Origin of the sequence: Klebsiella sp. JN_Kp121, from assembly GCF_040062145.1 — a bacterium.
In the GTDB taxonomy this organism is placed as follows: Bacteria; Pseudomonadota; Gammaproteobacteria; order Enterobacterales; family Enterobacteriaceae; genus Klebsiella; species Klebsiella aerogenes.
In genome coordinates, this window is the sequence record NZ_JBEAHX010000010.1 from 92,591 (window position 1) to 118,660 (window position 26,070).

Consider the following 26,070-nt stretch of genomic DNA (forward strand, 5'->3'; position numbering starts at 1 on the left):
TCTATTGTACTACGCTTTTCTCATCATCAGCCAAAGGCTAATCAGGAAGAAACTTGCGCTTGGCAGCAGCGCGCCGATTATCGGCGGTATGCCGTAAACCAACGTTAGTGGGCCAAATATCTGGTCGAGTACGTAGAAGATGAAGCCGAAGCTAATCCCGGTAACCACTCTCACGCCCATCGCCACGCTCCGCAGTGGGCCAAAAATGAACGACAGCGCCATCAGCATCATCACGGCCACCGACAGCGGCTGGAAAATTTTGCTCCACATATTGAGCTGGTAACGGCCCGGATCCTGGCCGCTGGACTTCAGATAGGTCACGTAGTTATGCAGGCCGCTGATTGACAGCGCATCCGGATCCAGCGCAACCACGCCGAGTTTGTCCGGCGTTAGCTTGGTCTTCCAGGTGCCGCTCACCATTTGCGTACCGGTGACCTGTTTTGGATCGGTGAGATTAGACTCATCCACCTGCGACAGGCGCCAGATCTTAGCTTCATTATCAAACTTAGCGGAAGCGGCGTAGCGAACTGATTGCAGACGACGGTTATCGTTAAACTGGTAGATGCTCACGCCGCCCAGCTCATCATTGCCCTTCACCCGCTCAATGTAGACAAAATTATGCCCGTCTTTCGCCCACAGCCCCTGCTGGGTCGACAACAGTGAACCGCCGTACATCTGCTGCGCACGGTAGTTACGCGCCATCTGTTCGCCCTGCGGCGCCACCCACTCACCCATCGCCATGGTTAACAACACCAGCGGGATCGCCGTTTTCATCACCGCCAGAGCCACCTGCATACGGGTAAAACCGGAAGCTTGCATCACCACCAGTTCGCTGCGCTGCGCCAGCATCCCCAGCCCCAGCAATGCGCCAAGCAGCGCCGCCATGGGGAAGAAGATTTGCACATCTTTTGGTACGCTGAGAATGGTATAAAGCCCGGCGCCCATTGCATCATAGCTGCCCTGTCCGGCTTTTTTCAGCTGGTCGACAAACTTAATAATGCCGGAGAGCGACACCAGCATGAACAGCGTCATCATGATGGTGTTGAAAATGGTTTTACCGATATAGCGGTCAAGTACGCCAAACGCCTGCATCACACCGCTCCTTTATTAAACCGGGCACGGAAACGACGCATCGGCACCGTATCCCACAGGTTAAGCAGCACCGCCAGCGCGAAGTAGAGCAGGTTCACGCCCCACATCCAGATAGCGGGGTCCATTTTGCCTTTACCCGCGTTCGATTTGATCGACGTTTGCAGCAGGAAGAACACCAGATACAGCAGCATCGCCGGCAGCATAGACAGCACGCGGCCCTGACGCGGGTTCACCACGCTAAGCGGGACAACCATCAGCGCCATCATGAACACCGCCGCCACCAGCGTAAATCGCCAGTGCAGTTCGGCGCGCGCGCGCGCGGTATCGGTCTTCCAGAGGGTGCGCATATTCATCTGTTCGGTGTCGCTGGGATCGGCCGCTACCGCTTGATGGCCAATTACCGCCTGGTAGTTTTTGAAGTCGGTAATACGGAAATCGCGCAGCATCGCCGTGCCCTCAAAACGCGTCCCCTGAGTCATAGTGACCACCTGGGATCCGTCTTTTTTCTGCGACAGTTCGCCGGAATCCGCCACCACAACGGAAGGACGCGCGTTGCCTTTTGGCCGCAATTGCGCAAGGAATACGTCGCTAAAGCGGTTGCCGTTCACGTTTTCGATAAACAACACCGCGCTGCCGTCGCTGGCCTGCTGGAACTGGCCCTGAGCCAGCGCCGCCATTCCAGGGTTGGCTTTGGCTTCCGCCAGCACTTCATCCTGATGGCGCGACGACCACGGCCCCGCCCACATCACGTTGACTGCCGCGACGGCGCCGGTAAACAGGGCGAGGATCATTGCCGCCTTAATCAATACGGCTTTACTTAAGCCGCAGGCGTGCATCACCGTAATTTCGCTTTCGGTATACAGTTTGCCCAGCGTCATCAACAGCCCGAGGAAAAGACTCAGGGGCAGAATGAGCTGCGCCATTTCCGGTACGCCCAGCCCTAACAGCGAGAGCACCAGGTTGGTCGGGATATCGCCATCTACCGCGGCGCCAAGGATCCTGACGAGTTTCTGACAGAAGAAAATCAGTAACAGGATGAATAGGATCGCCAACTGGCTTTTCAGCGTCTCACGAACCAGATATCTTATGATTATCACTATAAATACGCCCGTAAAAACCCGTCTTATTGCAGGAAAATTGCTTGTTTCATGGCTTAAACGTCATTTATTCTCTTTTGTCGTCGAAAACATCGCTAAGATTAAATGACTCATCGGTTCTGCGTATCAGGAGCTTTTCTGACGAACCAAGGCCGTAATAACGTTAAGATTAACACGAAGTCACCGCAACAGCGGACATGAGTTACGAAAGCTTGCAATTATATACTCAAAGGATTTCGAGTTGTAGAAAGGCGGCAGGACTGTGAAGCCCCAAAGCGGCATCAGCCAGCGTCAGGGGTAAGCAGGCGTAGCCAACGCATCTGCAACTGGAAAGGCGACGAGTATAGCCGTAGCCACCACTGTTGTCTTTAAGATTCAGGAGCATAGTGCATGGAGTTCAGTGTAAAAAGCGGTAGCCCGGAGAAGCAGCGGAGTGCCTGTATCGTGGTCGGCGTCTTCGAACCACGCCGCCTCTCCCCCATCGCCGAACAACTCGATAAAATCAGCGACGGTTACATCAGCGCCCTGCTGCGTCGCGGCGAGCTCGAAGGCAAGCCAGGCCAGACGTTGTTACTGCACCATGTGCCGAACATCCTGTCTGAGCGCATTCTGCTCATCGGCTGTGGTAAAGAGCGCGAACTGGATGAACGTCAGTATAAACAAGTTATTCAGAAAACCATTAATACTCTGAATGATACTGGTTCGATGGAAGCCGTCTGCTTCCTGACGGAACTGCACGTTAAGGGCCGCAACAACTACTGGAAAGTTCGCCAGGCCGTTGAAACCGCCAAAGAGACGCTGTACAGCTTCGATCAGTTGAAGACCAACAAAAGCGAGCCGCGTCGCCCGCTGCGTAAAATGGTCTTTAACGTACCGACTCGCCGCGAGCTCACCAGCGGCGAACGCGCCATTCAACATGGCCTGGCGATCGCCGCCGGTATCAAAGCGGCGAAAGATCTCGGCAACATGCCGCCGAATATCTGTAACGCGGCTTACCTTGCTTCCCAGGCGCGCCAGTTGGCCGACACTTACAGCAAGAACGTCATCACCCGCGTGATCGGCGAGCAGCAGATGCGCGAGTTGGGAATGAACTCCTATCTCGCCGTCGGTAACGGTTCGCAGAACGAGTCGCTGATGTCGGTCATCGAGTATAAAGGCAACCCGTCTGAAGACGCGCGCCCTATCGTGCTGGTCGGTAAAGGCCTGACCTTCGACTCCGGCGGTATCTCCATCAAGCCTGCCGAAGGCATGGACGAGATGAAGTACGACATGTGCGGCGCGGCGGCGGTCTACGGCGTAATGCGAATGGTTGCCGAGCTGCAGCTGCCGTTAAACGTCATCGGCGTGCTGGCAGGCTGTGAAAATATGCCTGGCGGTCGCGCGTATCGCCCGGGCGATGTTCTGACCACCATGTCCGGGCAGACCGTTGAAGTGCTGAATACCGACGCCGAAGGCCGTCTGGTATTGTGCGATGTGCTGACCTACGTTGAGCGCTTCGAGCCGGAAGCGGTTATCGATGTGGCGACGCTGACCGGCGCCTGCGTGATTGCCCTCGGCCATCACATCACCGGCCTGATGTCGAACCATAACCCGCTGGCTCATGAGCTGATCGGCGCCTCCGAACTGGCCGGCGACCGCGCATGGCGTCTGCCGCTGGCCGACGAGTTCCAGGATCAGCTGGAGTCCAACTTTGCGGATATGGCGAACATCGGCGGCCGTCCTGGCGGCGCGATTACCGCTGGCTGCTTCCTGTCACGCTTCACTCGCAAGTACAACTGGGCGCACCTCGACATCGCCGGTACCGCCTGGCGTTCCGGAAAAGCCAAAGGCGCGACTGGCCGCCCGGTGGCGCTGCTGTCGCAGTTCCTGCTCAATCGTGCGGGTTTTAACGGCGAAGAGTGATTGCCGTCTGATGCCCGGTGGCGCTACGCTTACCGGGCCTACGGAAAGATGCCGTTTGTAGGCCGGGTAAGCGTAGCGCCACCCGGCTTTGCATTTAAATCCACAACAAGAAGCCCCATATATGAAAAACGCAACGTTCTATCTTCTGGACAATGACACCATCGTCGACGAGCTCAGCGCCGTCGAACAGCTGGTGTGTGAAATTGCCGCAGAACGTTGGCGCAACGGCAAGCGCGTATTGATCGCCTGTGAAGATGAACAGCAGGCTATTCGCCTCGACGAAGCGCTGTGGACGCGGCCGCCGGAGAGCTTTGTGCCGCATAACCTGGCGGGCGAAGGCCCGAGAGGCGGCGCGCCGGTAGAAATTGCCTGGCCGCAAAAGCGCAACAGCAGCCCGCGGGATATTCTTATCAGCCTGCGGCTAAACTTTGCAGATTTTGCCACCGCTTTCACAGAAGTGATAGACTTTGTCCCTTACGAAGATTCTCTGAAACAACTGGCGCGCGAACGCTATAAAGCGTACCGCATGGCTGGTTTCAACCTGAACACGGCAACCTGGAAATAATGGAAAAGACATACAACCCACAAGATATCGAACAGCCGCTTTACGAGCACTGGGAAAAGCAGGGCTATTTCAAACCGAATGGTGATGAAAGCCAGGAGAGCTTCTGCATCATGATCCCGCCGCCGAACGTCACCGGCAGTTTGCATATGGGTCATGCCTTCCAGCAAACCATCATGGATACCATGATTCGCTACCAGCGCATGCAGGGTAAAAACACCCTGTGGCAGGCCGGTACCGACCACGCGGGTATCGCCACCCAGATGGTGGTTGAGCGTAAGATTGCCGCTGAAGAAGGTAAAACCCGCCACGACTACGGTCGCGATGCCTTCATCGATAAAATCTGGCAGTGGAAAGCGGAATCCGGCGGCACCATTACCCGCCAGATGCGCCGCCTCGGCAACTCCGTAGACTGGGAGCGCGAGCGCTTCACAATGGACGAAGGCCTGTCCAACGCGGTGAAAGAGGTCTTCGTTCGCCTGTACAAAGAAGACCTGATTTATCGCGGCAAGCGCCTGGTCAACTGGGACCCGAAACTGCGCACCGCCATCTCTGACCTGGAAGTAGAGAACCGCGAATCGAAAGGTTCCATGTGGCACATCCGCTATCCGCTGGCCGATGGCGCGAAAACCGCTGACGGTAAAGATTACCTGGTGGTCGCCACCACCCGTCCGGAAACCCTGTTGGGCGATACCGGCGTGGCCGTTAACCCGGAAGATCCGCGTTACAAAGACCTTATCGGTAAATTCGTGGTGCTGCCGCTGGTTAACCGCCGCATTCCAATTGTTGGCGACGAACACGCCGACATGGAAAAAGGCACCGGCTGCGTGAAAATCACCCCGGCGCACGACTTTAACGACTACGAAGTTGGCCGCCGTCATCAGCTGCCGATGATTAATATTTTGACCTTTGATGGCGACATCCGCGAAAGCGCGGAAGTCTACGATACCAAAGGCAATGAATCCGACGTCTATTCCAACGAGATCCCGGCTGAATTCCAGAAGATGGAACGTTTTGCCGCGCGTAAAGCAATGGTTGCCGCCGTCGACGCGCTGGGCCTGCTGGAAGAGATCAAACCGCACGACCTGACCGTGCCTTACGGCGACCGCGGCGGCGTGGTTATCGAACCGATGCTGACCGACCAGTGGTACGTGCGTGCGGACGTGCTGGCCAAGCCGGCAGTCGAAGCCGTTGAGAATGGCGACATTCAGTTCGTGCCGAAGCAGTACGAAAACATGTACTTCTCCTGGATGCGCGATATTCAGGACTGGTGTATTTCCCGTCAGCTGTGGTGGGGTCACCGCATCCCGGCATGGTACGACGATCAGGGCAACGTCTACGTTGGCCGCACCGAAGACGAAGTACGCCAGGAAAATAATCTCGGCGCCGACGTCGCGCTGCGTCAGGATGAAGACGTTCTGGATACCTGGTTCTCTTCCGCGCTGTGGACCTTCTCCACCCTCGGCTGGCCGGAAAACACCGACGCGCTGCGTCAGTTCCACCCGACCAGCGTGATGGTGTCCGGCTTCGACATTATCTTCTTCTGGATTGCCCGCATGATCATGATGACCATGCACTTCATCAAAGATGAAAACGGCAAGCCGCAGGTTCCGTTTAAGACCGTCTACATGACCGGCCTTATCCGCGACGACGAAGGCCAGAAGATGTCCAAATCCAAGGGTAACGTCATTGACCCGCTGGATATGGTTGACGGTATCACCCTGCCGGAGCTGCTGGAGAAACGTACCGGCAACATGATGCAGCCGCAGCTGGCGGAAAAAATCCGTAAGCGCACCGAGAAACAGTTCCCGAACGGCATCGAGCCGCACGGCACCGACGCCCTGCGTTTCACCCTGGCGGCGCTGGCCTCTACCGGCCGCGACATCAACTGGGATATGAAGCGTCTGGAAGGTTACCGTAACTTCTGCAACAAGCTGTGGAACGCCAGCCGCTTCGTACTGATGAATACCGAAGATCAGGATTGCGGTTTCAACGGCGGCGAGATGGTGCTGTCCCTGGCCGACCGCTGGATCCTGGCTGAATTCAACCAGACCGTGAAAGCGTACCGCGAAGCGCTGGATAACTTCCGCTTCGATATCGCCGCGGGCATCCTGTATGAATTTACCTGGAACCAGTTCTGCGACTGGTATCTCGAACTGACCAAGCCGGTCATGAACGGTGGCAGCGAAGCGGAGCTGCGCGGGACTCGTCATACTCTGGTGACCGTGCTGGAAGGTCTGCTGCGCCTGGCGCACCCGATTATTCCTTTCATCACCGAGACCATCTGGCAGCGCGTGAAAGTAATCTGCGGTATCACCGCCGATACCATCATGCTGCAACCGTTCCCGCAGTACGAGGCTTCTCAGGTTGATGAAGCGGCGCTGGCCGACACCGAATGGCTGAAGCAGGCGATCGTCGCCGTACGTAACATCCGTGCGGAGATGAACATCGCTCCGGGTAAACCGCTGGAACTGCTGCTGCGCGGCTGCAGCAAAGATGCCGAGCGTCGTGTTAACGACAACCGCAGCTTCCTGCTGAACCTGGCGCGTCTGGAAAGCATCACCGTGCTGCCTGCCGATGATAAAGGTCCAGTTTCCGTGACCAAGATTATCGACGGCGCCGAGCTGCTGATCCCGATGGCGGGTCTTATCGACAAAGAAGCCGAGCTGGCGCGTCTGGCAAAAGAAGTGGCGAAAGTCGAAGCGGAAATCGGCCGTATCGAAAGCAAGCTGTCCAACGAAGGCTTTGTGGCCCGCGCGCCGGAAGCGGTTATCGCCAAAGAGCGTGAGAAGCTGGAAGGCTACGCGGAAGCGAAAGCGAAACTGATTGAACAGCAGGCAGTGATCGCCGCGCTGTAATCCTCCCGCCCCTTATCCCATCCGGTAAGGGGCGTTATTTTATGAAAGATCCTCGCTTGCACTCTCCCCGCCCGCAGTGTTATTAACAACATCATCCGTCATTATTATGTAATGAGTCTTCAAATGAATACGAGCGCAACCCTAACGCTATCCCTGCGCCGCATCACGGCCACTGATAATCCGGCGATTGCCAATGTTATCCGCCAGGTCTCCGCGGAATATGGCCTGACCGCCGACAAAGGCTATACGGTCGCTGACCCGAATCTGGATGAACTCTATGAGCTCTATAGCCAACCTGGCTCCGCTTATTGGGTCGTTGAGCAGAATGGCGAAGTGGTCGGCGGCGGCGGCGTGGCGCCGCTTTCGTGTAGCGAGTCCGATATCTGTGAGCTGCAGAAAATGTACTTTATGTCCTCGGCGCGCGGCAAAGGGCTGGCGAAAAAGCTGGCGCTGATGGCGATGGATTACGCCCGCGAGCAGGGTTTTAAACGCTGCTATCTGGAAACCACCGCTTTTTTGAAAGAAGCGATTGGCTTGTATGAGCATCTCGGGTTTGAGCATATTGACGAGCCGCTGGGCTGCACCGGCCACGTCGATTGCGAAGTGCGGATGTTGAAAACGCTGTAACGCCTCGCTACCGTGGGCCTCCCCGGTAGCGCTGCGCTTACCGGGGCTACAGGGGCCGAATACCGCGGGCTACAACGCCGTCGGCACGCCGCTGTGGAAGCGGAACTCGGGCTCCGGGCGGAGGATCAATGCCGCTTCCGCCTCGCCAAGCTGGCGTACGCGCTCGCTGATATCTCCCCCCGCTATCTTCTGCGCCAGGTCCAGGTAATCCTGATAATGCCGGGCCTCGGAGCGCAGCAACGACAGATAAAACTTCTGTAGATCATCATCCAGCCACGGCGCCAGCGCGGCAAATCGCTCGCAGGAGCGCGCTTCGATATAGGCGCCGCAAATCAGCTTATCGATTAGCATCACCGGCTCATGGGATCGCACCTCCCGGCGCATACCGCGGGCATAGTTGCTGGCGGTGATTTTGACGTAAGGGATATCCCGCGCCAGCATGATCTCACGCACCTGCCAGAAGTGGTGCAGCTCCTCTTTGATAAGCAGAATCATGCTGTCGAGCAACTGGCTGCCCCACGGGTCGTTGGTTCGCGGCATGGCGCTTTTGTTGATCCGTTTATGCAGAGCGACAAAATCCGGCTCCGGCCCACGGCGATAGGTAAAGTCTTCGTACGGTTTCAGGCATTCCAACAGCTCGTCGGCGCCATCTTTATCGGCGACGTAGCGGCGTACCAGCAGCATGGCGTTTTGCGCCGCTTTCAGCTCGCATACCATATGGTCGGTCAACAGCAGCGGCAGGTTTTCCGGTTTACGGGCTTCGTCAATCCACGCCTGCGGCGTTGGGCAGTGCAGGAATGCTAAAATCGGGGAAAGTATTTGCGGGTAATCCATTGAAGCTCCAGGCTATACCCTAATCAGGACGGGTATATACGGCGGCAGACGCCGCCGTATCCGTTGACGACTTAGTGGCGTACGCCGTTATCGTCTTCGTCAATTAAATCTTCGTCATCTTCGCCGTCATCGTCTTCGCCGTTCGGGTCTTCGTAGTAGGTACCCCAACCGTCGTACTCGACGTTGAATTTTTCCGCCAGGTTCATCAGCTGTTCAACCTGGGCATCGATCAGATCGGCATTGAGCGCGCTTTCGCTCAGGATATCGCAGCAGATCACCACTTCACCTTCTTCGACTTCCAGCTCTTCCGGCTCGGTGACTTCATAACCCATCTTGAAGGCCTCTACCGCCACTTTTTCCAACGTTTCGAAATCGTCGGCAGAGAGATGATGCTCAATGGTATACAGCGCGTCCGGATCGCTGCCATCTTCCAGCAGCTCTTCGATAATCAGACGCGTTTCCTCACGCTGTTCTTCCAGTAGTTCCGGGTTTGCCATGGCTCGTTCCTCATAATGTGCGGCAGATACTCCTATTGTCACATACCGCCGTGATTGCCTCCACCTTCTGTGTAAAAGATTTCTAACTCGGGGTTGCAAATGAATATTCATACATATAAAGTGAATTTTAATTCAATAATGGCGTTTGCCAGGTGAGGGAATTATGTCCGCGTTATATCAGAAGCATTTCTTGAGATTACTGGATTTTACTGCTGCAGAAATTACCGGCCTTGTCGACCTGGCCGCGCAATTAAAAGCCGATAAGAAAAACGGCATCGAGGCCCAGAAACTGAAGGGCAAAAACATCGCGCTCATCTTCGAAAAAGACTCAACCCGCACACGATGCTCTTTCGAAGTTGCCGCTTACGACCAGGGCGCCCGCGTGACCTATCTCGGTTCCAGCGGAAGCCAAATCGGCCACAAAGAATCCATGAAAGATACCGCCCGCGTGCTGGGCCGCATGTATGACGGTATTCAGTATCGCGGCTACGGCCAGGAGCTGGTGGAAACCCTGGCGGAGTATGCCGGCGTGCCGGTATGGAACGGCCTGACCGATGAATTCCACCCAACGCAGCTCCTGGCCGACCTGCTGACCATGCAAGAGCACCTGCCGGGTAAGGCATTTAATGAAATGACGCTGGTCTACGCCGGCGACGCGCGTAACAACATGGGTAACTCCATGCTGGAAGCCGCCGCGCTGACCGGGCTGGACCTGCGTCTGGTGGCGCCGAAAGCCTGCTGGCCGGAAGAGGGTTTAGTGGCGGAATGCACTGCGCTGGCGAAAAAGCACGGCGGCAATATTACCCTGACGGAAGATATCGCCGCGGGCGTAAAAGGCGCCGATTTCATTTATACCGACGTGTGGGTATCGATGGGCGAGGCGAAAGAGAAATGGGCGGAGCGTATCGCCCTGCTGCGCGGCTATCAGGTGAATAAAGCCATGCTGCAATTAACCGGCAACCCGCAGGTGAAATTCCTGCATTGTCTGCCCGCGTTCCACGATGACCAGACCATTCTCGGCAAACAGATGGCGGCGGAGTATGGACTGCACGGCGGTATGGAAGTGACCGATGAAGTCTTTGAATCCCCAGCGAGCATCGTCTTCGATCAGGCGGAAAACCGTATGCACACCATCAAAGCGGTGATGGTGGCGACGCTTGGAAAATAACCATTAATCACGGTAGGTTCCCGGATAGCGCGCTACGCGTATCCGGGCTACCCGTTTTAAGCCATCAACACCTTCACCACCGCTTTGCGCACCTTCGCCGGCGCCCCGACCGCACAGAGCGGTTTATGCACTTCGCCTGGATAAAACACCACAAAATCCCCCTCGTTAAGGATAACGGTTTTCTCCTGCGCTCCCTCGGCGAGGAAGGCGATGTCTTTGTCCGCCAGCCAGTCAGTCTGCGGCTCGCCTGCGGGTAAGGTGCTGAAGGTCATCCCTTCCTGACCGCGCAGCACAATCTGGATATCCAGATAGCGGGCGTGATACTCGGCGCGACGCTCGGCCTGCGCTTCGGTGCTGTCTTCAGAAATCAGATAGAACAGATTATTGCCGTCGATGTCGTGCTTGCCGAGCGGCGTCGACTCGCTAACGTGGGCTTTAACATGCTCAATCGCCTGACGCAGCGCGTCCGGCAGCCAGGATTGCAGATGATGAATATTGCCGATAATCATAGTAGCCCTCAAATATAAAACAGCTTTTCATTTTTGTTTTATACGCTGCTTACCACTGCCAGACCACATTTTTATCGCGGTTTTTTGCGCTGGCGCAGCCTTCGCAGGCAAACGTTTCCCTGATTGTGGATTAATCGCTTGATTGCTCATCAAAGCTGCGTATAATGCCAGCCGTTTTGCCGGGAGGAAATATGGTCAATTGCGTACGACATTGCTGTGTCTTACCGCGTCTGAAAGCAGGCGCTGGCTTGGCGTTTTTCTTTCCGTTGCTCAATGAATTCTCGAAGCCCCTTATTTAAGGGGCTTTTTTTTTGCTCAGGCGTCAGGAGATAAGCATGGCTAACCCGCTATATCAAAAACATATCATTTCCATAAACGATCTCAGCCGCGAAGACCTCGAACTGGTGCTGGCGACAGCCGCAAAGCTGAAAGCCAATCCGCAACCCGAGCTGCTGAAGCATAAGGTTATCGCCAGCTGTTTCTTTGAAGCCTCCACCCGTACTCGCCTCTCTTTTGAAACCTCCATGCATCGCCTCGGCGCCAGCGTGGTTGGCTTCTCCGACAGCAGCAACACCTCGCTCGGCAAGAAAGGCGAAACCCTGGCCGACACCATTTCGGTTATCAGCACCTACGTCGACGCTATCGTGATGCGCCATCCGCAAGAGGGCGCCGCGCGTCTGGCAACCGAATTCTCCGGCAACGTACCGATTCTCAACGCCGGCGACGGCGCCAATCAGCATCCAACGCAAACCCTGCTCGACCTGTTCACCATTCAGGAAACTCAGGGCCGCCTTGAGAACCTCAATGTCGCGATGGTCGGCGACCTGAAATATGGCCGTACCGTACACTCGCTGACCCAGGCGCTGGCCAAATTCAACGGCAACCGCTTCTACTTCATCGCCCCAGACGCGCTGGCGATGCCGCAGTACATTCTCGATATGCTGGATGAAAAAGGCATCGCCTGGAGCCTGCATAGCGCCATCGACGAAGTGATGGCAGAGGTCGATATTCTGTATATGACTCGCGTGCAGAAAGAGCGCCTTGACCCATCGGAATACGCCAACGTGAAGGCGCAGTTCGTGCTGCGCGCCGCGGATCTCGAAGGCGCCCGCGTCAACATGAAGGTGCTGCACCCGCTGCCGCGCGTTGATGAAATCACCACCGACGTCGATAAAACGCCGCACGCCTGGTACTTCCAGCAGGCCGGTAACGGCATCTTCGCCCGCCAGGCGTTACTGGCACTGGTATTGAATAGCGAGCTGGCACAATAAGGGGGAATGAGAGATGACACACGACAATAAACTGCAAGTAGAAGCCATTAAACGCGGGACCGTGATCGACCATATCCCGGCCCAGGTCGGCTTCAAGTTGTTGACCCTGTTCAAGCTGACCGAAACCGACCAGCGCATCACCATCGGCCTGAACCTGCCGTCCGGCGAGATGGGCCGTAAAGATTTGATTAAAATCGAGAACACCTTCCTGACCGATGAGCAGGTCAATCAGCTGGCGCTGTATGCGCCGGACGCAACGGTTAACCGTATCGATGATTACGAAGTAGTGGGCAAATCCCGCCCGAGCCTGCCGGAGCGCATCAACAGCGTGCTGGTCTGCCCGAACAGCAACTGCATCAGTCACGCTGAGCCGGTTTCGTCGAGTTTCGCAGTGAAAAAACGCGCCGATGACATCGCACTCAAATGCAAATACTGTGAAAAAGAGTTTTCCCATTATGTGGTGCTGGCCAACTAATTGCGGTTGGTATTAATACCGGCCCTCCCTATAATGGCTACGACCTAATTACTGCAGTTCATCTGGAGATATTATGAGCAAAACTATTGCGACGGAAAAGGCACCAGCAGCTATCGGCCCATATGTACAAGGTGTTGATCTGGGTAGCATGATCATCACTTCCGGCCAGATCCCAGTAGACCCGAAAACCGGCAGCGTGCCGGAAGATGTCGCCGCGCAGGCGCGTCAGTCCCTGGACAACGTAAAAGCTATCGTTGAAGCCGCTGGCCTGAAAGTGGGCGATATCGTGAAAACCACCGTTTTCGTGAAAGATCTGAACGATTTCGCCACCGTGAATGCCGCGTATGAAGCGTTCTTCACCGAGCATAACGCCACTTTCCCGGCGCGTTCCTGCGTAGAAGTCGCGCGTCTGCCGAAAGACGTGAAGATTGAGATTGAAGCTATCGCGATCCGTCGCTAAGCGCTTCTCTGCCCTCACCCCAGGCGCTTGCGCCATCCGCGGGGTGAGGGAAATGCCCTATTTTATCTTCGTTGCCCGCAGCAGTTTCTCCAGCGGATAGACCGCCGCAATCACCAGCTCATCCTGGGTTTTCGCCGCCGTATCCAGCTGCGCCTGGATTGAGGCGTACTCTTTATCGTCCAGCGTTCCCTGCCGCGCCACCAGATCGGTCAAGCGCAGCCCGAGGCTCGCCAGCTTATCAACCTGCTGCACCACCGGTTTAATCGCCGCCAGCTGATAGTTATTGTCGGTCAGCGCCAGCGCATCGCCGCTGTTGTTCTGCCAGCGGGTAAAGACGTGGCGCAGCGCATCGGCGCTCTCAGTGTCTTCGGCATCGCTGATCAGCCGCTCCGCCCACTGGTTCAGGCTGCGTACGGTGTCGCTCTCCGCCGGTAACGCATCGGCCAGCCGGTTAAGCGGTTCAAATTGATGGTAATTGTTCGCCTGGAACTTGAGATGCTGGCGGGTGTAGTAATGCGCCGGCTCAAGCGCCTCGGCGAGGATCTGCAACGCCAGCGTATGGCTGCTGTTCGCCAGGCGGGTGAACTGCTCCAGCTGCTGAGTGTGCTGCTGCAGGCCGACGGAGACCGTTGACCAACTGTCCATCGCCTGCAGGCGCTGATACATATTGTCGCTGTCTTTGACGTCTTCGGCCGACCACAGCCGCTCCGCCACCGCAAAAGCCCGAGGCCACAGCTTGATATCGATGACCGGCGCGGCGACGTTTTCCGCCCACAGCGCCGCCTCGCCGCCCAGCAGATTCTTCTGTTGCTGAGCGTCGGGCAGCGTCGGCTGAATGCCCTGCGGTACGGCATCCAGCCGCTTGCCGTCAATGGGATAACGGGTGTTGCCAAGCAGGAAGTAGCCTGCGAGCTTGTCGTCGTTAATGGTTAGCACCGGGCGGGTCTCGCCCATCCAGGTATCGATGCGGAACGTGACCTGATTGTCGCCGAGCCATTCAATCTCCTGCACGGCACGCCGTGATTTCCCTTTAAAATCAATAAATCCACGCCAGCCGCTATCGCCTTTTACCAGCGTAAAGCTGCCCTCAACCGCGCTGCCCTTCAGGCGCGGCATCGAAAACTGCCAGCTCTGGGCGCTGTCGTTATCGGTAATCGTATCCACACCGTTAAGCCCCTGCGGGATAATCTCATTACGATAGTGATAGGCGGTGTACTGCGGCTGGTCGAGGTAAAAACCGGTGGAGAGAATGCCGCGATAGCCGTGTTTGGCGACGTCGCCTAATGCGTCCTGCCCCTGCCAGGACTGAATCAGAATGCTCTTCGGTAAATCAGGGTGGTAGATTTCATCCCAGCCGACCATCTGCCGGTGATGTTTCTCGAGCAGTTTCTCCAGCCGCCGGTTGAAGTACGCCTGTAGCGCGTGGCTGTCCGCCAGCCCCTTCTCTTTGAGGAATTTCTGAATAGCCGGATTGGCGCGCCACTGGCTGTCATCGACTTCATCACCGCCGATATGCAGATACGGATCGGGGAAGATAGCCGCCAGTTCGCTGACCATCGCCTCGGCAAACGCGTAGGTGGCCTCTTTTGTTGGATCGAGTACCGGTTTTAGCACGCCCCAGTGGCGCTCCATCGCGTAAGGCCCCGGCGCGCTCATCAGTTCCGGATAAGCCACGGCGATCGCCGAGGCGTGGCCCGGCATATCGATTTCCGGCACCACGCGAATACCGCGTTCAGCCGCGTAACGCACAATGTCTTTCATCTGCGCCTGGGTATAAAACAGGCCGTCGCTGGCCTGCTGCTGCAGCTTCGGATAGCGGCTGGAGGCGAAGCGCCAGCCCTGATCGTCGGTCAGATGCCAGTGCAGTACATTAAGCTTCGCCGCCGCCATACCATCAATCTGCCGCTTGATCGCCGCCAGCGGCATAAAGTGACGGGCGGAATCCAGCAGCAGTCCACGCCACGGGAAGCGCGGCGCATCGTCAATGGCGACATAAGGAATGGTGGTGCCGTCAGGGCCGTTTTGTACCAGCTGTAGCAGCGTTTCCATGCCGCGCAGCGCGCCAAAACGCGTATTGGCTTTCAGGGTCGCGCCTTCGGCGTTAACGGTTAGCTGATAGCTTTCGTCGCTATCAGGCTGCGGCAGGAAAGGCACTTTCTTACTGACGATCACGTTAATGGTTGGGCTTTTTGCCGGCGCCGTCTGCGGCTGTAGCGTCCAGCCGGTTTGCCGCGCAAGACGTTCACGCCAGCGGTTTGCCGCCTCGCCCAGATCGTCGCCGCTGACGTTGATCGTCAGCTGATTATTCAACGCCAACGCCCCCTGCGCCTGCGGGCGCTCCACATGGGCGGGCCACGGCATCAGCGGCAGATCGCCTGCCGGGGCGGCAAGCGCCATGCTGCTCAGTAATATTCCGCTGGTCAGCAGACTGTAACGCACGGTGTTAATCATCAATGTTCCTTTTTATGACGGGCCAAAAAAAGCAAAACATTGGGTTAACATGCGCACAAAATTGCGTCAATACATGGTGATGACGGGCTTCACAACTTGATGAGATTTAAGAGAAATACCGCTAAGCCCCTCTGCCGAACGGCAAAGGGGCGAAACCGCTACTGCCAGCCGTAGCGGCGGCTGTAGAAGCCTTTAACGGTCTGGGTCAACACCATGTAACCCGCCAGAATCGCCACCAGCCATGGGAAATAGCTGAGCGGCAGCGCCTGCAGTTGCAGGTAGCCCGCCAGCGGCGAGAACGGCAGCGCGATACACACCGCCATCACCAGCAGCGTCATCGCGAACAGTGGCCACGCGGCGCGGCTCTGGACGAACGGAATGCGGCGGGTACGAATCATATGCACAATCAGCGTCTGCGACAGCAGCCCTTCAATAAACCAGCCGGACTGGAACAGAGTCTGCATCTCGACGCTGTTGGCGTGGAACACCCACCACATCAGACCAAAGGTGAGGATATCGAAAATCGAGCTGATTGGCCCGAAGAAGACCATAAAACGCCCGAGATCGGCCGGGTTCCAGCGCTGCGGTTTACGGATCTGCTCATCATCGACGTTATCAAACGGAATCGCCACCTGGGAGACATCGTACAGCAGGTTCTGAATCAACAGGTGCAGCGGCAACATCGGCAGGAACGGCAGGAAGGCACTGGCCACCAGCACGCTGAAGACGTTGCCGAAGTTGGAGCTGGCGGTCATTTTGATGTACTTGAGCATGTTGGCGAAGGTGCGGCGGCCTTCGATAACCCCCTCCTCCAGTACCATCAGGCTTTTTTCCAGCAGAATGATATCCGCCGCCTCGCGGGCGATATCCACCGCGCCGTCAACGGAAATGCCAATATCCGCCGCGCGTAGCGCCGGGGCGTCGTTAATACCGTCACCCATAAAACCCACCACGTGACCTTCGCGTTTCAGCAGCGTCACGATGCGCTCTTTATGCAGCGGCGCCAGGCGCGCGAACAGCGTGGTGCGTTTCGCCAGCGCCGCCAGTTCGTCGTCGCTCATGGCTTCAATCTGGCTGCCAATCACCACTTCGCCCGCATCCAGCCCCACTTCATGACACACTTTCGCCGCCACCAGTTCGCTGTCGCCGGTGAGGATTTTTACCGTAATGCCGCTGGCCTTCAGCGCTTTCAGCGCCGGGGCTGTGGTCTCTTTCGGCGGATCGAGGAAGGCGATGTAGCCTTCGAGGATCAGGTCGGATTCATCCGCACGCTGATAGTCGCCTTCCCGCGCCGGCAGGTATTTGGTCGCCACCGCCACCACCCGCAGCCCCTGACGGTTCAGGGTATCGGTCACCCGGCGGATACGGCGCAGCATGGTGTCGTCCAACGGTACGATTTCACCGTTGTAGCGCACCTGAGTCGAGACGTTGAGGATCTCCAGCAGCGCCCCTTTACAGATCAGCTGATGCGCCTCGTCCTGCTCTTTTACCACCACCGACATGCGGCGGCGTTCGAAGTCGAACGGGATCTCATCCACCTTCTGCCAGCGCTCCGCGAGACCGCGAGCGGCATCCAGCTCCACGCCTTCCAGCACCGCGGTGTCGAGCAGGTTTTTCAGCCCGGTCTGGTAATGGCTATTGAGCCAGGCGGTGTGCAGGACTCTCTCGCTGGATTTACCGGAAACATCGGTATGGTTCTCCAGCACGATTTTATCCTGGGTCAGGGTGCCGGTTTTATCGGTGCAGAGGATATCCATCGCGCCAAAGTTTTGAATGGCGTCGAGGTGTTTGACGATCACTTTTTGTTTTGACAGCTTCACCGCCCCGCGCGCCAGCGTCGAGGTGACGATCATCGGCAACATCTCCGGCGTCAGGCCGACCGCCACCGACAGCGCGAACAGCGCCGCTTCCCACCAGTCGCCTTTGGTGTAGCCGTTGATCAGCAGCACCACCGGCGCCATCACCAGCATAAAGCGGATCAGCAGCATGCTGACCCGGCTGATGCCTTTCTGAAAGGCGTTCGGCTCGCTTTCCTGCTCGCTGACGCGCCCGGCAAGCTGGCCGAACCAGGTGTTGCCGCCGGTGGCGTAGACGATGGCCTGCGCCGAGCCGCTCACCACGTTGGTCCCCATAAAGCACAGGGTGTCGCATTCCAGCGGATTGGTTTGTAGCGGATCGCGGGTGCGCGCGACTTTTTCAATCGGCAGCGATTCGCCGGTCAGCGAGGCCTGAGCGACAAACAGGTCGCGCGCCACAATGATACGCAGGTCCGCCGGGATCATATCTCCCGCCGATAGCCTGACAATATCGCCCGGCACCAGTTGGTCGATAGGTAGTTCGAGCCAGCGGCTCTCGCCCTGTTCGTTGATGACCCGCAGCACCGTGGCGGTATTGCTGACCATCGCCTTCAGCGCATCCGCCGCTTTGGTCGAGCGCGCTTCCTGGATGAAGTTAAGCAGCGTCGAGATGCCGACCATCAGCGCGATAACGCCCGCGGCGAATAGATCTTCAGTGGAATAGGAGACGATGCCGAGCACCGTCAACAGCAGGTTGAACGGGTTGCGATAGCAGGTCCACAGATGAATCCACCACGGCGACGGCTTCTGCGCCGGGATTTGGTTATCGCCGTGCAGGGCGATTTTCGCCGCCACTTCGGCGTCGTTCAGCCCTTCAGGGTGGCTATCGAACGCGCGCCAGATCTCCTGCTCATCCATGGCCGCCACGTCCAGGCAGCGCTTGCCGAGTGAATCCGGGATCGGCGCGCTGGCCAGATTGCGGGCATCGGGCAGCGGATCGCGCTGGATCAAACGATGTGGTAAATGGCGGCTAAGCTGCGCGAACAGCTGCCGGGTAAAATTTTTCAGCATAAACAGTCCCTCCGCGCTCGCGCGAGCGAACGCAGCGTTGCCAACAGGCGCGGCAAAGCCTTACCTGTCAGGCATTATTTTTATAGGGCAGGGACATCGTGGACGTCACTGCTTTACGCTTTCCGGTAAAGCAGTGCTAAACAGGCTTACCGGAAAGAAAGGTTGCTCCATCGAGGATGAGGAGTGGGATCGGGGTCCATAAAATTCTCCGGTAAGTGACTCAAGACGGCGCGGAGTATACCGCGACCAGGAAACTATTTGTGGCTATTATGGCTATCATACCGCCCGGCAACTAAACCAGACATCAACCAGTCTTTGCTCATTGAGGATTCGTTGAGTAGCATTAGACTCACTCAAATCGGACGATGGCGAGAACCTCGTATGCAAAACCGGCTAACAATCAAAGATATCGCCCGCTTAAGCGGCGTCGGAAAATCGACGGTGTCGCGCGTGCTGAATAACGAAAGCGGCGTCAGCGAGCGCACCCGCGAACGGGTGGAAGCGGTGATGCAGCAGCACGGTTTCTCCCCTTCCCGCTCCGCCCGCGCCATGCGTGGTCAGAGCGATAAGGTGGTGGCGATTATCGTCACGCGTCTGGATTCGCTGTCGGAAAATTTAGCGGTGCAGACCATGCTGCCCGCCTTTTATCAGCAGGGCTACGATCCGATCATGATGGAGAGCCAGTTTTCTCCGGCGCTGGTGGAAGAACATCTGGGCATGCTCGCCCGGCGCAATATCGACGGCGTGGTGCTGTTCGGCTTTACCGGTATTAGCGAGGAGATGCTTGCGCCGTGGCGCGAAACGCTGGTGCTGCTGGCGCGCGATGCCCCCGGCTTCGCTTCGGTGTGCTATGACGATCATGGCGCGATCGAGTTACTGATGCAGCGTCTCTATGAGCGCGGACACCGGCATATAAGCTTCCTCGGCGTGCCGCACAGCGACGTCACCACCGGGGAACGCCGTCATCAGGCGTATCTCGATTTCTGCGCGCAAAAGAAGCTCACGCCAACCGCTGCTTTGCCGGGGCTGGCGATGAAGCAGGGTTATGAAAGCGTCGCCAGCGTGCTGACGCCCGAGACCCGCGCGCTGGTCTGCGCCACCGATACTCTCGCTCTCGGCGCCAGTAAATATCTACAGGAACAGCGTATCGACACGCTACAACTCGCCAGCGTCGGCAGCACGCCGCTGATGAAGTTTCTGCATCCGGAGATCCTCACCGTCGATCCCGGCTACGCCGAAGCCGGACGCCAGGCGGCACAGCAGCTGATCGACCAGATCGCCGGCCACGCCGAACCCCGCCAAATCGTCATTCCCGCTGCCCTGAATTAATCTCGTTCGGGCGATTTATGTGATCTTCGCCGAGTTTCGGGAACGTTCCCATTTTGCATTCCCAACGGAACGGTTAGGATGCATGCAAGGTAAAAAACGGCATCTCTCCCCTCTGTTTTTGAGGCTTCATCATGAGCAAAGTAAACCAGCAGGACATCGATAAACTGATCGAACTGGTGGGCGGGCGCGGCAACATTGCCACCGTCAGCCACTGTATTACCCGTTTGCGCTTTGTGCTGAACGATCCGGCCATCGCCAAACCGAAAGAGATTGAGCAGTTGCGCATGGTGAAGGGATGCTTCACTAACGCCGGGCAGTTCCAGGTGGTCATCGGCACCGAAGTCGGCGATTACTATAAGGCGCTGCTGGCCACCACCGGTCAGGCGTCCGCCGACAAAGAGCAGGCCAAACAGGCCGCGCGGCAAAATATGAAGTGGCATGAACGGTTGATCTCGCACTTTGCCGAGATCTTTTTCCCGCTTCTGCCGGCGCTGATCAGCGGCGGTCTGATCCTCGGTTTCCGTAACGTCATCGGCGATCTGCCAATGAGCAACGGCCAGACGCTGGCGCAAATGCACCCGTCGTTGAAAACGATTTATGACTTCTTGTGGCTGATTGGCGAGGCTATCTTCTTCTATCTGCCGGTGGGGATCTGCTGGTCAGCGGTGAAGAAAATGGGCGGCACGCCGATCCTCGGGATCGTGCTTGGCGTCACGCTGGTCTCTCCACAGTTGATGAACGCCTACCTGCTCGGCCAGCAGGTGCCGGAAGTATGGAACTTCGGCCTGTTTACCATTGCGAAAGTCGGCTATCAGGCGCAGGTGATCCCGGCTCTGCTGGCGGGGTTGGCACTGGGCTTTATCGAAACACGTCTCAAGCGTATCGTGCCTGACTACCTCTATCTGGTGGTGGTACCGGTGTGCTCGTTGATTCTGGCGGTGTTCCTCGCTCACGCTTTTATCGGCCCGTTTGGTCGTCTGATTGGCGACGGCGTGGCCTTCGCGGTGCGCCATTTGTTAACCGGCAGCTTCGCGCCGATCGGCGCCGCGCTGTTCGGCTTCCTCTATGCGCCGCTGGTGATCACCGGCGTACATCAGACCACCCTCGCTATCGATATGCAGATGATTCAAAGCATGGGCGGCACGCCGGTATGGCCGCTGATTGCGCTGTCGAATATTGCTCAGGCGTCGGCGGTGGTCGGCATTATTATTGCCAGCCGTAAACAGAATGAACGCGAAATATCGGTACCCGCGGCGATCTCCGCCTATCTCGGGGTCACCGAACCGGCGATGTACGGCATCAACCTGAAGTACCGCTTCCCGATGCTGTGCGCGATGGTCGGATCCGGCCTCGCGGGCCTGCTGTGCGGCCTGAACGGCGTGCTGGCGAACGGTATCGGCGTCGGCGGCCTGCCGGGCATCCTGTCAATTCAGCCAAGCTACTGGCAGGTCTACGCCACGGCGATGGCCATCGCCGTGGTAGTGCCGATTATCCTCACCACCGTGGTTTATCAACGCAAGTACCGTCAGGGCACCTTGCAGATTATCTAACGTCTTCTTTCGGGGCGCCGCTTGCGCCCCCTATATTCGCAGGAACGTAATATGAATACCCTTCCCCGCTGGTGGCAAAACGGCGTTATTTATCAAATCTACCCGAAGAGTTTTCAGGACACCACCGGCAGCGGTACCGGCGATTTACGCGGCGTCACCGCCCGTCTCGACTACCTGCAAAAGCTCGGCGTCGATGCTATCTGGCTGACGCCGTTCTACGTCTCGCCACAGGTGGACAACGGCTATGACGTGGCGAACTATACCGCTATCGATCCCTCATACGGCACGCTGGAGGATTTCGACCAACTGGTCGCCGGAGCGAAAGCGCGCGGTATCCGCATCGTGCTGGATATGGTGTTTAACCATACCTCGACGGAACACGAATGGTTCCGCCAGTCGTTAAATAAGGCGAGCCCGTACCGCCAGTTCTATATCTGGCGCGACGGCGAGCCGGGAGCATTGCCGAATAACTGGCGTTCGAAATTCGGCGGTAACGCCTGGCAATGGCATGCGGAAAGCGAACAGTATTATTTGCATCTTTTCGCCACCGAGCAGGCGGATCTCAACTGGGAAAACCCGACGGTACGCGCCGAGCTGAAAAAAGTCTGCGAGTTCTGGGCCGATCGCGGCGTTGATGGCCTGCGCCTCGATGTCATCAATCTTATCTCCAAGGAGCAGGACTTCCCCTCCGATACCGTTGGCGATGGACGCCGCTTCTACACCGATGGCCCGCGGGTTCACGAGTTCCTGCAGGAAATGAGCCGCGATGTCTTTACCCCTCGTGGCCTGATGACCGTCGGCGAAATGTCTTCCACTTCGCTTGAGCACTGTCAGCAATACGCCGCGCTGGACGGCCGCGAACTGTCGATGACGTTTAATTTTCATCACTTAAAAGTCGATTATCCCGGCGGTGAAAAATGGACCCTCGCCCGTCCGGACTACGTGGCGCTGAAAGCGCTATTCCGCCACTGGCAGCAAGGGATGCATAACCGGGCGTGGAATGCGCTGTTCTGGTGTAACCACGATCAGCCGCGCATCGTGTCGCGCTTCGGCGACGAGGGCGAGTACCGGGTGCCGGCGGCGAAGATGCTGGCGATGGTACTGCACGGCATGCAGGGCACGCCCTATATCTATCAGGGCGAAGAGATTGGCATGACCAACCCGCATTTCAGCAACATCAGCGATTATCGTGACGTGGAAAGCCATAACATGTTTATCGAGCGCGCGGCGCAGGGACAAAGCCCGGATGAACTGCTGGCGATTCTGGCCAGCAAATCGCGCGACAATAGCCGCACGCCGATGCCGTGGCACGATGGCGAGAACGGCGGCTTCAGCGATGGAGAACCCTGGATCGCGTTGGGTAATAACTATCGCGAGATTAACGTCGAGGCGGCGCTGGCGGATCCGGAATCGGTGTTTTACACCTATCAGCAGCTGATCGCGCTGCGAAAAACCACGCCGGTGCTGACCTGGGGGGATTATCAGGATCTGCTGCCGGACCATCCGTCGCTGTGGTGTTATCGCCGCCAGTGGCAGGGGCAGACGCTGGTGGTGGCCGCCAACCTGAGCCGTGAGTTCCAGCCGTGGCAGCCGCCAGAGATGTCTGGCGACTGGCGGGCGCTGATTGGCAACTATGCGGAAACGGCCAACCGTCCGGCGGCAATGACGCTGCGGCCGTTCGAAGCGGTATGGTGGTTGCAGGCATAAAGCTTTTCCCCGGTGGCGCTACGCTCACCGGGGCTACCGGTTCGTGGGGCTGGAGATTACGCGCGGTCAGCGTCAGGAAGGATAACGCTCTCCTGCGGCTGCGCTGAGGCGTGCTCCTCTTTGGCCTTCAGCCGATCCCAGGCGCGGAAGAACGGATAGTAAACCACCAGCGAAATAGTTAAATTCACGACCTGCAGTATGGTGCCGGAAATATGGCCGCCGGTCGCCAGATAGCCGCTGATGAAGATCGGCGTAGTGAACGGCAGCGCGATTCCGGCCGGCGGCGCCACCAGCCCGGTCGCCATTGCGGTATAGGACACGATCACCAGCAGCACCGGCGTTAAAATAAACGGCAGGAAGAAGTACGGGTTCATCACCAGCGGGATGCCGAACACCATCGGCTCGCTGATGTTAAACAACGCTCCCGGCGCGGCAATTTTCCCCAGCTGTTTCATCTGCTGACTACGGCTGCGCAGCAACATAAATATCACCAGCCCCAGCAGCGCGCCGGTGCCGCCGGGCGCAATCCACAGATCGTAAAATTGCTGGGTAATGATATGCGGGATTGGCTGGCCGTTCTGAAAGGCCGTCAGGTTCTCTGACATATTCGACAGCCACACCGGCTGAATAAATACCAGCACAATCGCGTCGCCGTGCAGGCCCAGCGTCCACAAAATACCGATCACTATCACCGAAATAATCATCCCCGGCAGCGTACCGCCGACGTGATGCATCGGAATACCGATCAAAGTGGCGATCATGCTGTTGATGTCGCCGAACGGCGAGGCCTCAACCGCCAGGCGCAGCGCCAGCACCACCGCCAGAACACAGAAGCCGGGGATCAGGGCGAGGAAAGATTTCGCCACTGCCGGCGGCACGCCGTCCGGCATGCGGATAACGAGATTGCGGCTGGCGACCAAACGATAAATCTCCGTCGACAGCAGCGAAATGACAATAGCGACAAACAGCCCCTGGCTGCCGACCATGCTCACCGGGATCACCCCTTTAATCACCTCCGCCGCGCCGTGTACCGGGGTAAAGAGGGTGTTCTGCGGGATAGTCATCACAAAGGCCACCAGCGACATCGCCCCGGCGCTCAGCGGGTCGATGGTGCGGTACTTCTCCGCCAGCCGATAAGCGATGCCGAAGCTGGAAATCAGCGCCATAATGTCGTAGGTCGCTTTCACCGGGTACAGCATTTTATCGCGCCAGACCTCGCCAAACAGGCCGCTCATCATGTCGGCATAGCCGGGGATCGGCAGGTAGGCGAAAATCAGGAAAAACGAGCCAATCAGCATAAACGGCATATTCAGAATGATGCCATCGCGTACCGACAGGACGTGCTTTTGCCCGGCGATTTTCAGCGCCGCCGGCATGACGTAACGTTCAATCCAGCTTGTATTCGACATGGTGTGCTCCCGAGGGAAATAGCGGTCAGTTAAATTGCGTCAGCCATTGACGGTTTATCGTTAACACTTCATCCAGCAGCGCCTGGGCATCGGTGACGTTACCGACCAACGGGTTAGCCACCAGCGCCAGCAGCGCGCTCTCGCGGCAGCCGTGTACCGCGGCTTCAATCGTCAGCCTTTCAAAGGCCTTCACCTGCTGCGTCAGGCCGTTCATCGCCGGCGGCAGCGGGCCGAACGCCAGCGGCCGCGCCCCTTGCGCATCGATAATGCTGTTGGTTTCCACCACCGCATCATCATCCAGGCCGTGAATCGCGCCGTTGTTGCGGGTGTTTACCACCATCTCCGCGCCCAGGTTGTTGTGAATCGCATTGATAAGTTCAACGGCCACTTCCGAGTAGTAAGCGCCGCCGCGAAAGCTCAGCTGCTCTGGTTTTTCTTCCAGCTGCGGGTCGGCGTACAGTGCAAACAGCTCCTGCTCGACCTTCATCACCTGCTCGGCGCGGGTGCCTTTGGTTTTCGCTGCGGCGATCTCTTCCGCCAGCATCGCCGGCGTCAGCCAGAAATAACGATGATAAGGGCACGGGATCGCCTTTAGCGCGCGGAGGAATTCCGCCGGCCACGGCAGTTCTTTAATGTTGTTCATCGACAGCGCCTTACCGTCGCAGAGCATATCGATCACTTTGCCGGTGACATCCTCGCGCCCCTGTAGCACCTTATGCACCCAAACCATATGGTTGAGCCCGGCAAAGCGCAGTTTTACTTCGGACTCCTGCGCGCCTAACATCCCGACGATCATGTGCTGCATGTTGATCGGCACGTTGCACAGGCCGATGATCTTCGCCGTGCTGTAGCGGCTGACCGCCTCGGTGACGATCCCCGCCGGGTTGGTAAAGTTAAGAATGAACGCTTCCGGCGCCAGCTGTTCCACTTTGCGCGCAACTTCGAGGATCACCGGGATCGTCCGCAGCGCCTTGGCGAACCCGCCGACGCCGGTGGTCTCCTGGCCCAATAGATGATATTTGAGACCCAGCCGTTCATCCGCGGCGCGCGCCGCCAGTTGCCCGACGCGTAGCTGCGTCAGCACAAAGCTGGCGCCGCGGATCGCCTCATCGAGCGTAAAGTGGACGCTGACCGCCACCTGCTCCAGCCCTTTATGTTTCAACATCCGCCGGGCCAGCGCGGCAATGATCTCAACCTTTTCCCTGCCGGATTCGACATCCACCAGCGCCAGTTCGGTGACCGGAAGCTGTTCATAACGAACGATAATCCCTTCAATAAGCTCCGGCGTGTAGCTGCTGCCGCCGCCGATAACGGCGATTTTCAGTGCTTGCATAGTGACCTCTATTCGCATTTTCGGCATGCAGATCGCCGCGCGCGATCGCCAGGACCGCACGTGAGGGTGATA

Annotated in this window: 21 protein-coding genes; 12 read left to right on the forward strand and 9 right to left on the reverse strand. The window is 57.6% G+C overall.

The features are described 5' to 3' along the window. Positions 1–9: 9 nt before the first annotated feature. Both lptG and lptF read right to left on the reverse strand, forming a co-directional pair. Positions 10–1,092 carry an LPS export ABC transporter permease LptG gene (gene lptG, locus ABLU86_RS15525; protein ID WP_015368543.1) on the reverse strand — a complete coding sequence of 361 codons (1,083 nt, stop codon included), beginning with the start codon at positions 1,090–1,092 and terminating at the stop codon, positions 10–12. Then, on the reverse strand, positions 1,092–2,189 hold the full coding sequence (gene lptF, locus ABLU86_RS15530) for an LPS export ABC transporter permease LptF (protein WP_020079782.1): 1,098 nt from the start codon (positions 2,187–2,189) through the stop codon (positions 1,092–1,094). The genes lptG and lptF overlap by 1 nt, the downstream gene beginning before the upstream one ends. A 390-nt stretch (positions 2,190–2,579) precedes the next feature. Between lptF and pepA the strand changes: the two genes are divergently transcribed. From pepA to ABLU86_RS15550, 4 genes are all read left to right on the forward strand, one after another. Then, positions 2,580–4,091 (forward strand): leucyl aminopeptidase, encoded by a 1,512-nt coding sequence (gene pepA / locus ABLU86_RS15535; protein WP_008807121.1) that lies wholly within the window; start codon positions 2,580–2,582, stop codon positions 4,089–4,091. 121 nt (positions 4,092–4,212) lie between these two features. Further along, entirely contained in the window at positions 4,213–4,656 is a 444-nt protein-coding gene (gene holC / locus ABLU86_RS15540; RefSeq protein WP_015368546.1) for a DNA polymerase III subunit chi, read from the forward strand. Beyond that, entirely contained in the window at positions 4,656–7,511 is a 2,856-nt protein-coding gene (locus tag ABLU86_RS15545; protein ID WP_015368547.1) for a valine--tRNA ligase, read from the forward strand. The genes holC and ABLU86_RS15545 overlap by 1 nt, the downstream gene beginning before the upstream one ends. 123 nt (positions 7,512–7,634) lie before the next feature. Next, positions 7,635–8,138 carry a GNAT family N-acetyltransferase gene (locus ABLU86_RS15550; RefSeq protein WP_015368548.1) on the forward strand — a complete coding sequence of 168 codons (504 nt, stop codon included), beginning with the start codon at positions 7,635–7,637 and terminating at the stop codon, positions 8,136–8,138. Between the two features lie 69 nt (positions 8,139–8,207). Here ABLU86_RS15550 and miaE read toward each other — a convergent pair whose 3' ends face one another. Both miaE and rraB read right to left on the reverse strand, forming a co-directional pair. After that, entirely contained in the window at positions 8,208–8,972 is a 765-nt protein-coding gene (miaE, locus tag ABLU86_RS15555) for a tRNA isopentenyl-2-thiomethyl-A-37 hydroxylase MiaE (RefSeq protein WP_042894224.1), read from the reverse strand. 71 nt (positions 8,973–9,043) lie between these two features. Next, complete coding sequence (gene rraB / locus ABLU86_RS15560) at positions 9,044–9,469, reverse strand: ribonuclease E inhibitor RraB (protein WP_015368550.1); 426 nt, start codon at positions 9,467–9,469, stop codon at positions 9,044–9,046. Between the two features lie 163 nt (positions 9,470–9,632). On the opposite strand from rraB, the gene argF reads away from it, so the two are divergent. Further along, complete coding sequence (argF, locus tag ABLU86_RS15565) at positions 9,633–10,637, forward strand: ornithine carbamoyltransferase (RefSeq protein WP_015368551.1); 1,005 nt, start codon at positions 9,633–9,635, stop codon at positions 10,635–10,637. 56 nt (positions 10,638–10,693) lie between these two features. Here the strand turns inward: argF and ABLU86_RS15570 are convergent, their stop codons facing one another. Beyond that, on the reverse strand, positions 10,694–11,146 hold the full coding sequence (locus ABLU86_RS15570; RefSeq protein WP_015368552.1) for a YhcH/YjgK/YiaL family protein: 453 nt from the start codon (positions 11,144–11,146) through the stop codon (positions 10,694–10,696). 191 nt (positions 11,147–11,337) lie between these two features. On the opposite strand from ABLU86_RS15570, the gene ABLU86_RS15575 reads away from it, so the two are divergent. From ABLU86_RS15575 to ridA, 4 genes are all read left to right on the forward strand, one after another. Then, positions 11,338–11,445 carry a pyrBI operon leader peptide gene (locus tag ABLU86_RS15575; protein WP_020079785.1) on the forward strand — a complete coding sequence of 36 codons (108 nt, stop codon included), beginning with the start codon at positions 11,338–11,340 and terminating at the stop codon, positions 11,443–11,445. Between the two features lie 36 nt (positions 11,446–11,481). After that, positions 11,482–12,417: an aspartate carbamoyltransferase gene (gene pyrB, locus ABLU86_RS15580; RefSeq protein WP_015704213.1), complete on the forward strand. Its 936-nt coding sequence runs from the start codon at positions 11,482–11,484 to the stop codon at positions 12,415–12,417. Positions 12,418–12,430: 13 nt separating this feature from the next. Next, on the forward strand, positions 12,431–12,892 hold the full coding sequence (gene pyrI / locus ABLU86_RS15585) for an aspartate carbamoyltransferase regulatory subunit (RefSeq protein WP_015368555.1): 462 nt from the start codon (positions 12,431–12,433) through the stop codon (positions 12,890–12,892). Between the two features lie 73 nt (positions 12,893–12,965). Then, complete coding sequence (gene ridA, locus ABLU86_RS15590) at positions 12,966–13,352, forward strand: 2-iminobutanoate/2-iminopropanoate deaminase (RefSeq protein WP_020079786.1); 387 nt, start codon at positions 12,966–12,968, stop codon at positions 13,350–13,352. 57 nt (positions 13,353–13,409) lie between these two features. Here ridA and ABLU86_RS15595 read toward each other — a convergent pair whose 3' ends face one another. Next, entirely contained in the window at positions 13,410–15,803 is a 2,394-nt protein-coding gene (locus ABLU86_RS15595) for a family 20 glycosylhydrolase (protein ID WP_126027730.1), read from the reverse strand. Positions 15,804–15,961: 158 nt separating this feature from the next. Continuing rightward, positions 15,962–18,670: a magnesium-translocating P-type ATPase gene (gene mgtA, locus ABLU86_RS15600; protein WP_348796215.1), complete on the reverse strand. Its 2,709-nt coding sequence runs from the start codon at positions 18,668–18,670 to the stop codon at positions 15,962–15,964. 381 nt (positions 18,671–19,051) lie between these two features. Between mgtA and treR the strand changes: the two genes are divergently transcribed. The 3 genes from treR to treC all read left to right on the forward strand — a co-directional run bounded on the left by treR (position 19,052) and on the right by treC (position 23,256). After that, positions 19,052–19,999 (forward strand): trehalose operon repressor TreR, encoded by a 948-nt coding sequence (gene treR, locus ABLU86_RS15605; protein ID WP_015368559.1) that lies wholly within the window; start codon positions 19,052–19,054, stop codon positions 19,997–19,999. 131 nt (positions 20,000–20,130) lie between these two features. Further along, complete coding sequence (gene treB, locus ABLU86_RS15610) at positions 20,131–21,549, forward strand: PTS trehalose transporter subunit IIBC (protein WP_015368560.1); 1,419 nt, start codon at positions 20,131–20,133, stop codon at positions 21,547–21,549. Positions 21,550–21,600: 51 nt separating this feature from the next. Beyond that, on the forward strand, positions 21,601–23,256 hold the full coding sequence (gene treC / locus ABLU86_RS15615; protein ID WP_047037338.1) for an alpha,alpha-phosphotrehalase: 1,656 nt from the start codon (positions 21,601–21,603) through the stop codon (positions 23,254–23,256). 56 nt (positions 23,257–23,312) lie between these two features. On the opposite strand, the gene celB is transcribed toward treC, so the two are convergent. Both celB and ABLU86_RS15625 read right to left on the reverse strand, forming a co-directional pair. Continuing rightward, a complete protein-coding gene (celB, locus tag ABLU86_RS15620) occupies positions 23,313–24,665 on the reverse strand; it encodes a PTS cellobiose transporter subunit IIC (protein WP_015704207.1) in 1,353 nt (450 codons plus the stop codon). Positions 24,666–24,690: 25 nt separating this feature from the next. Further along, positions 24,691–25,998: a 6-phospho-beta-glucosidase gene (locus ABLU86_RS15625; protein WP_046883335.1), complete on the reverse strand. Its 1,308-nt coding sequence runs from the start codon at positions 25,996–25,998 to the stop codon at positions 24,691–24,693. Positions 25,999–26,070: the final 72 nt, after the last annotated feature.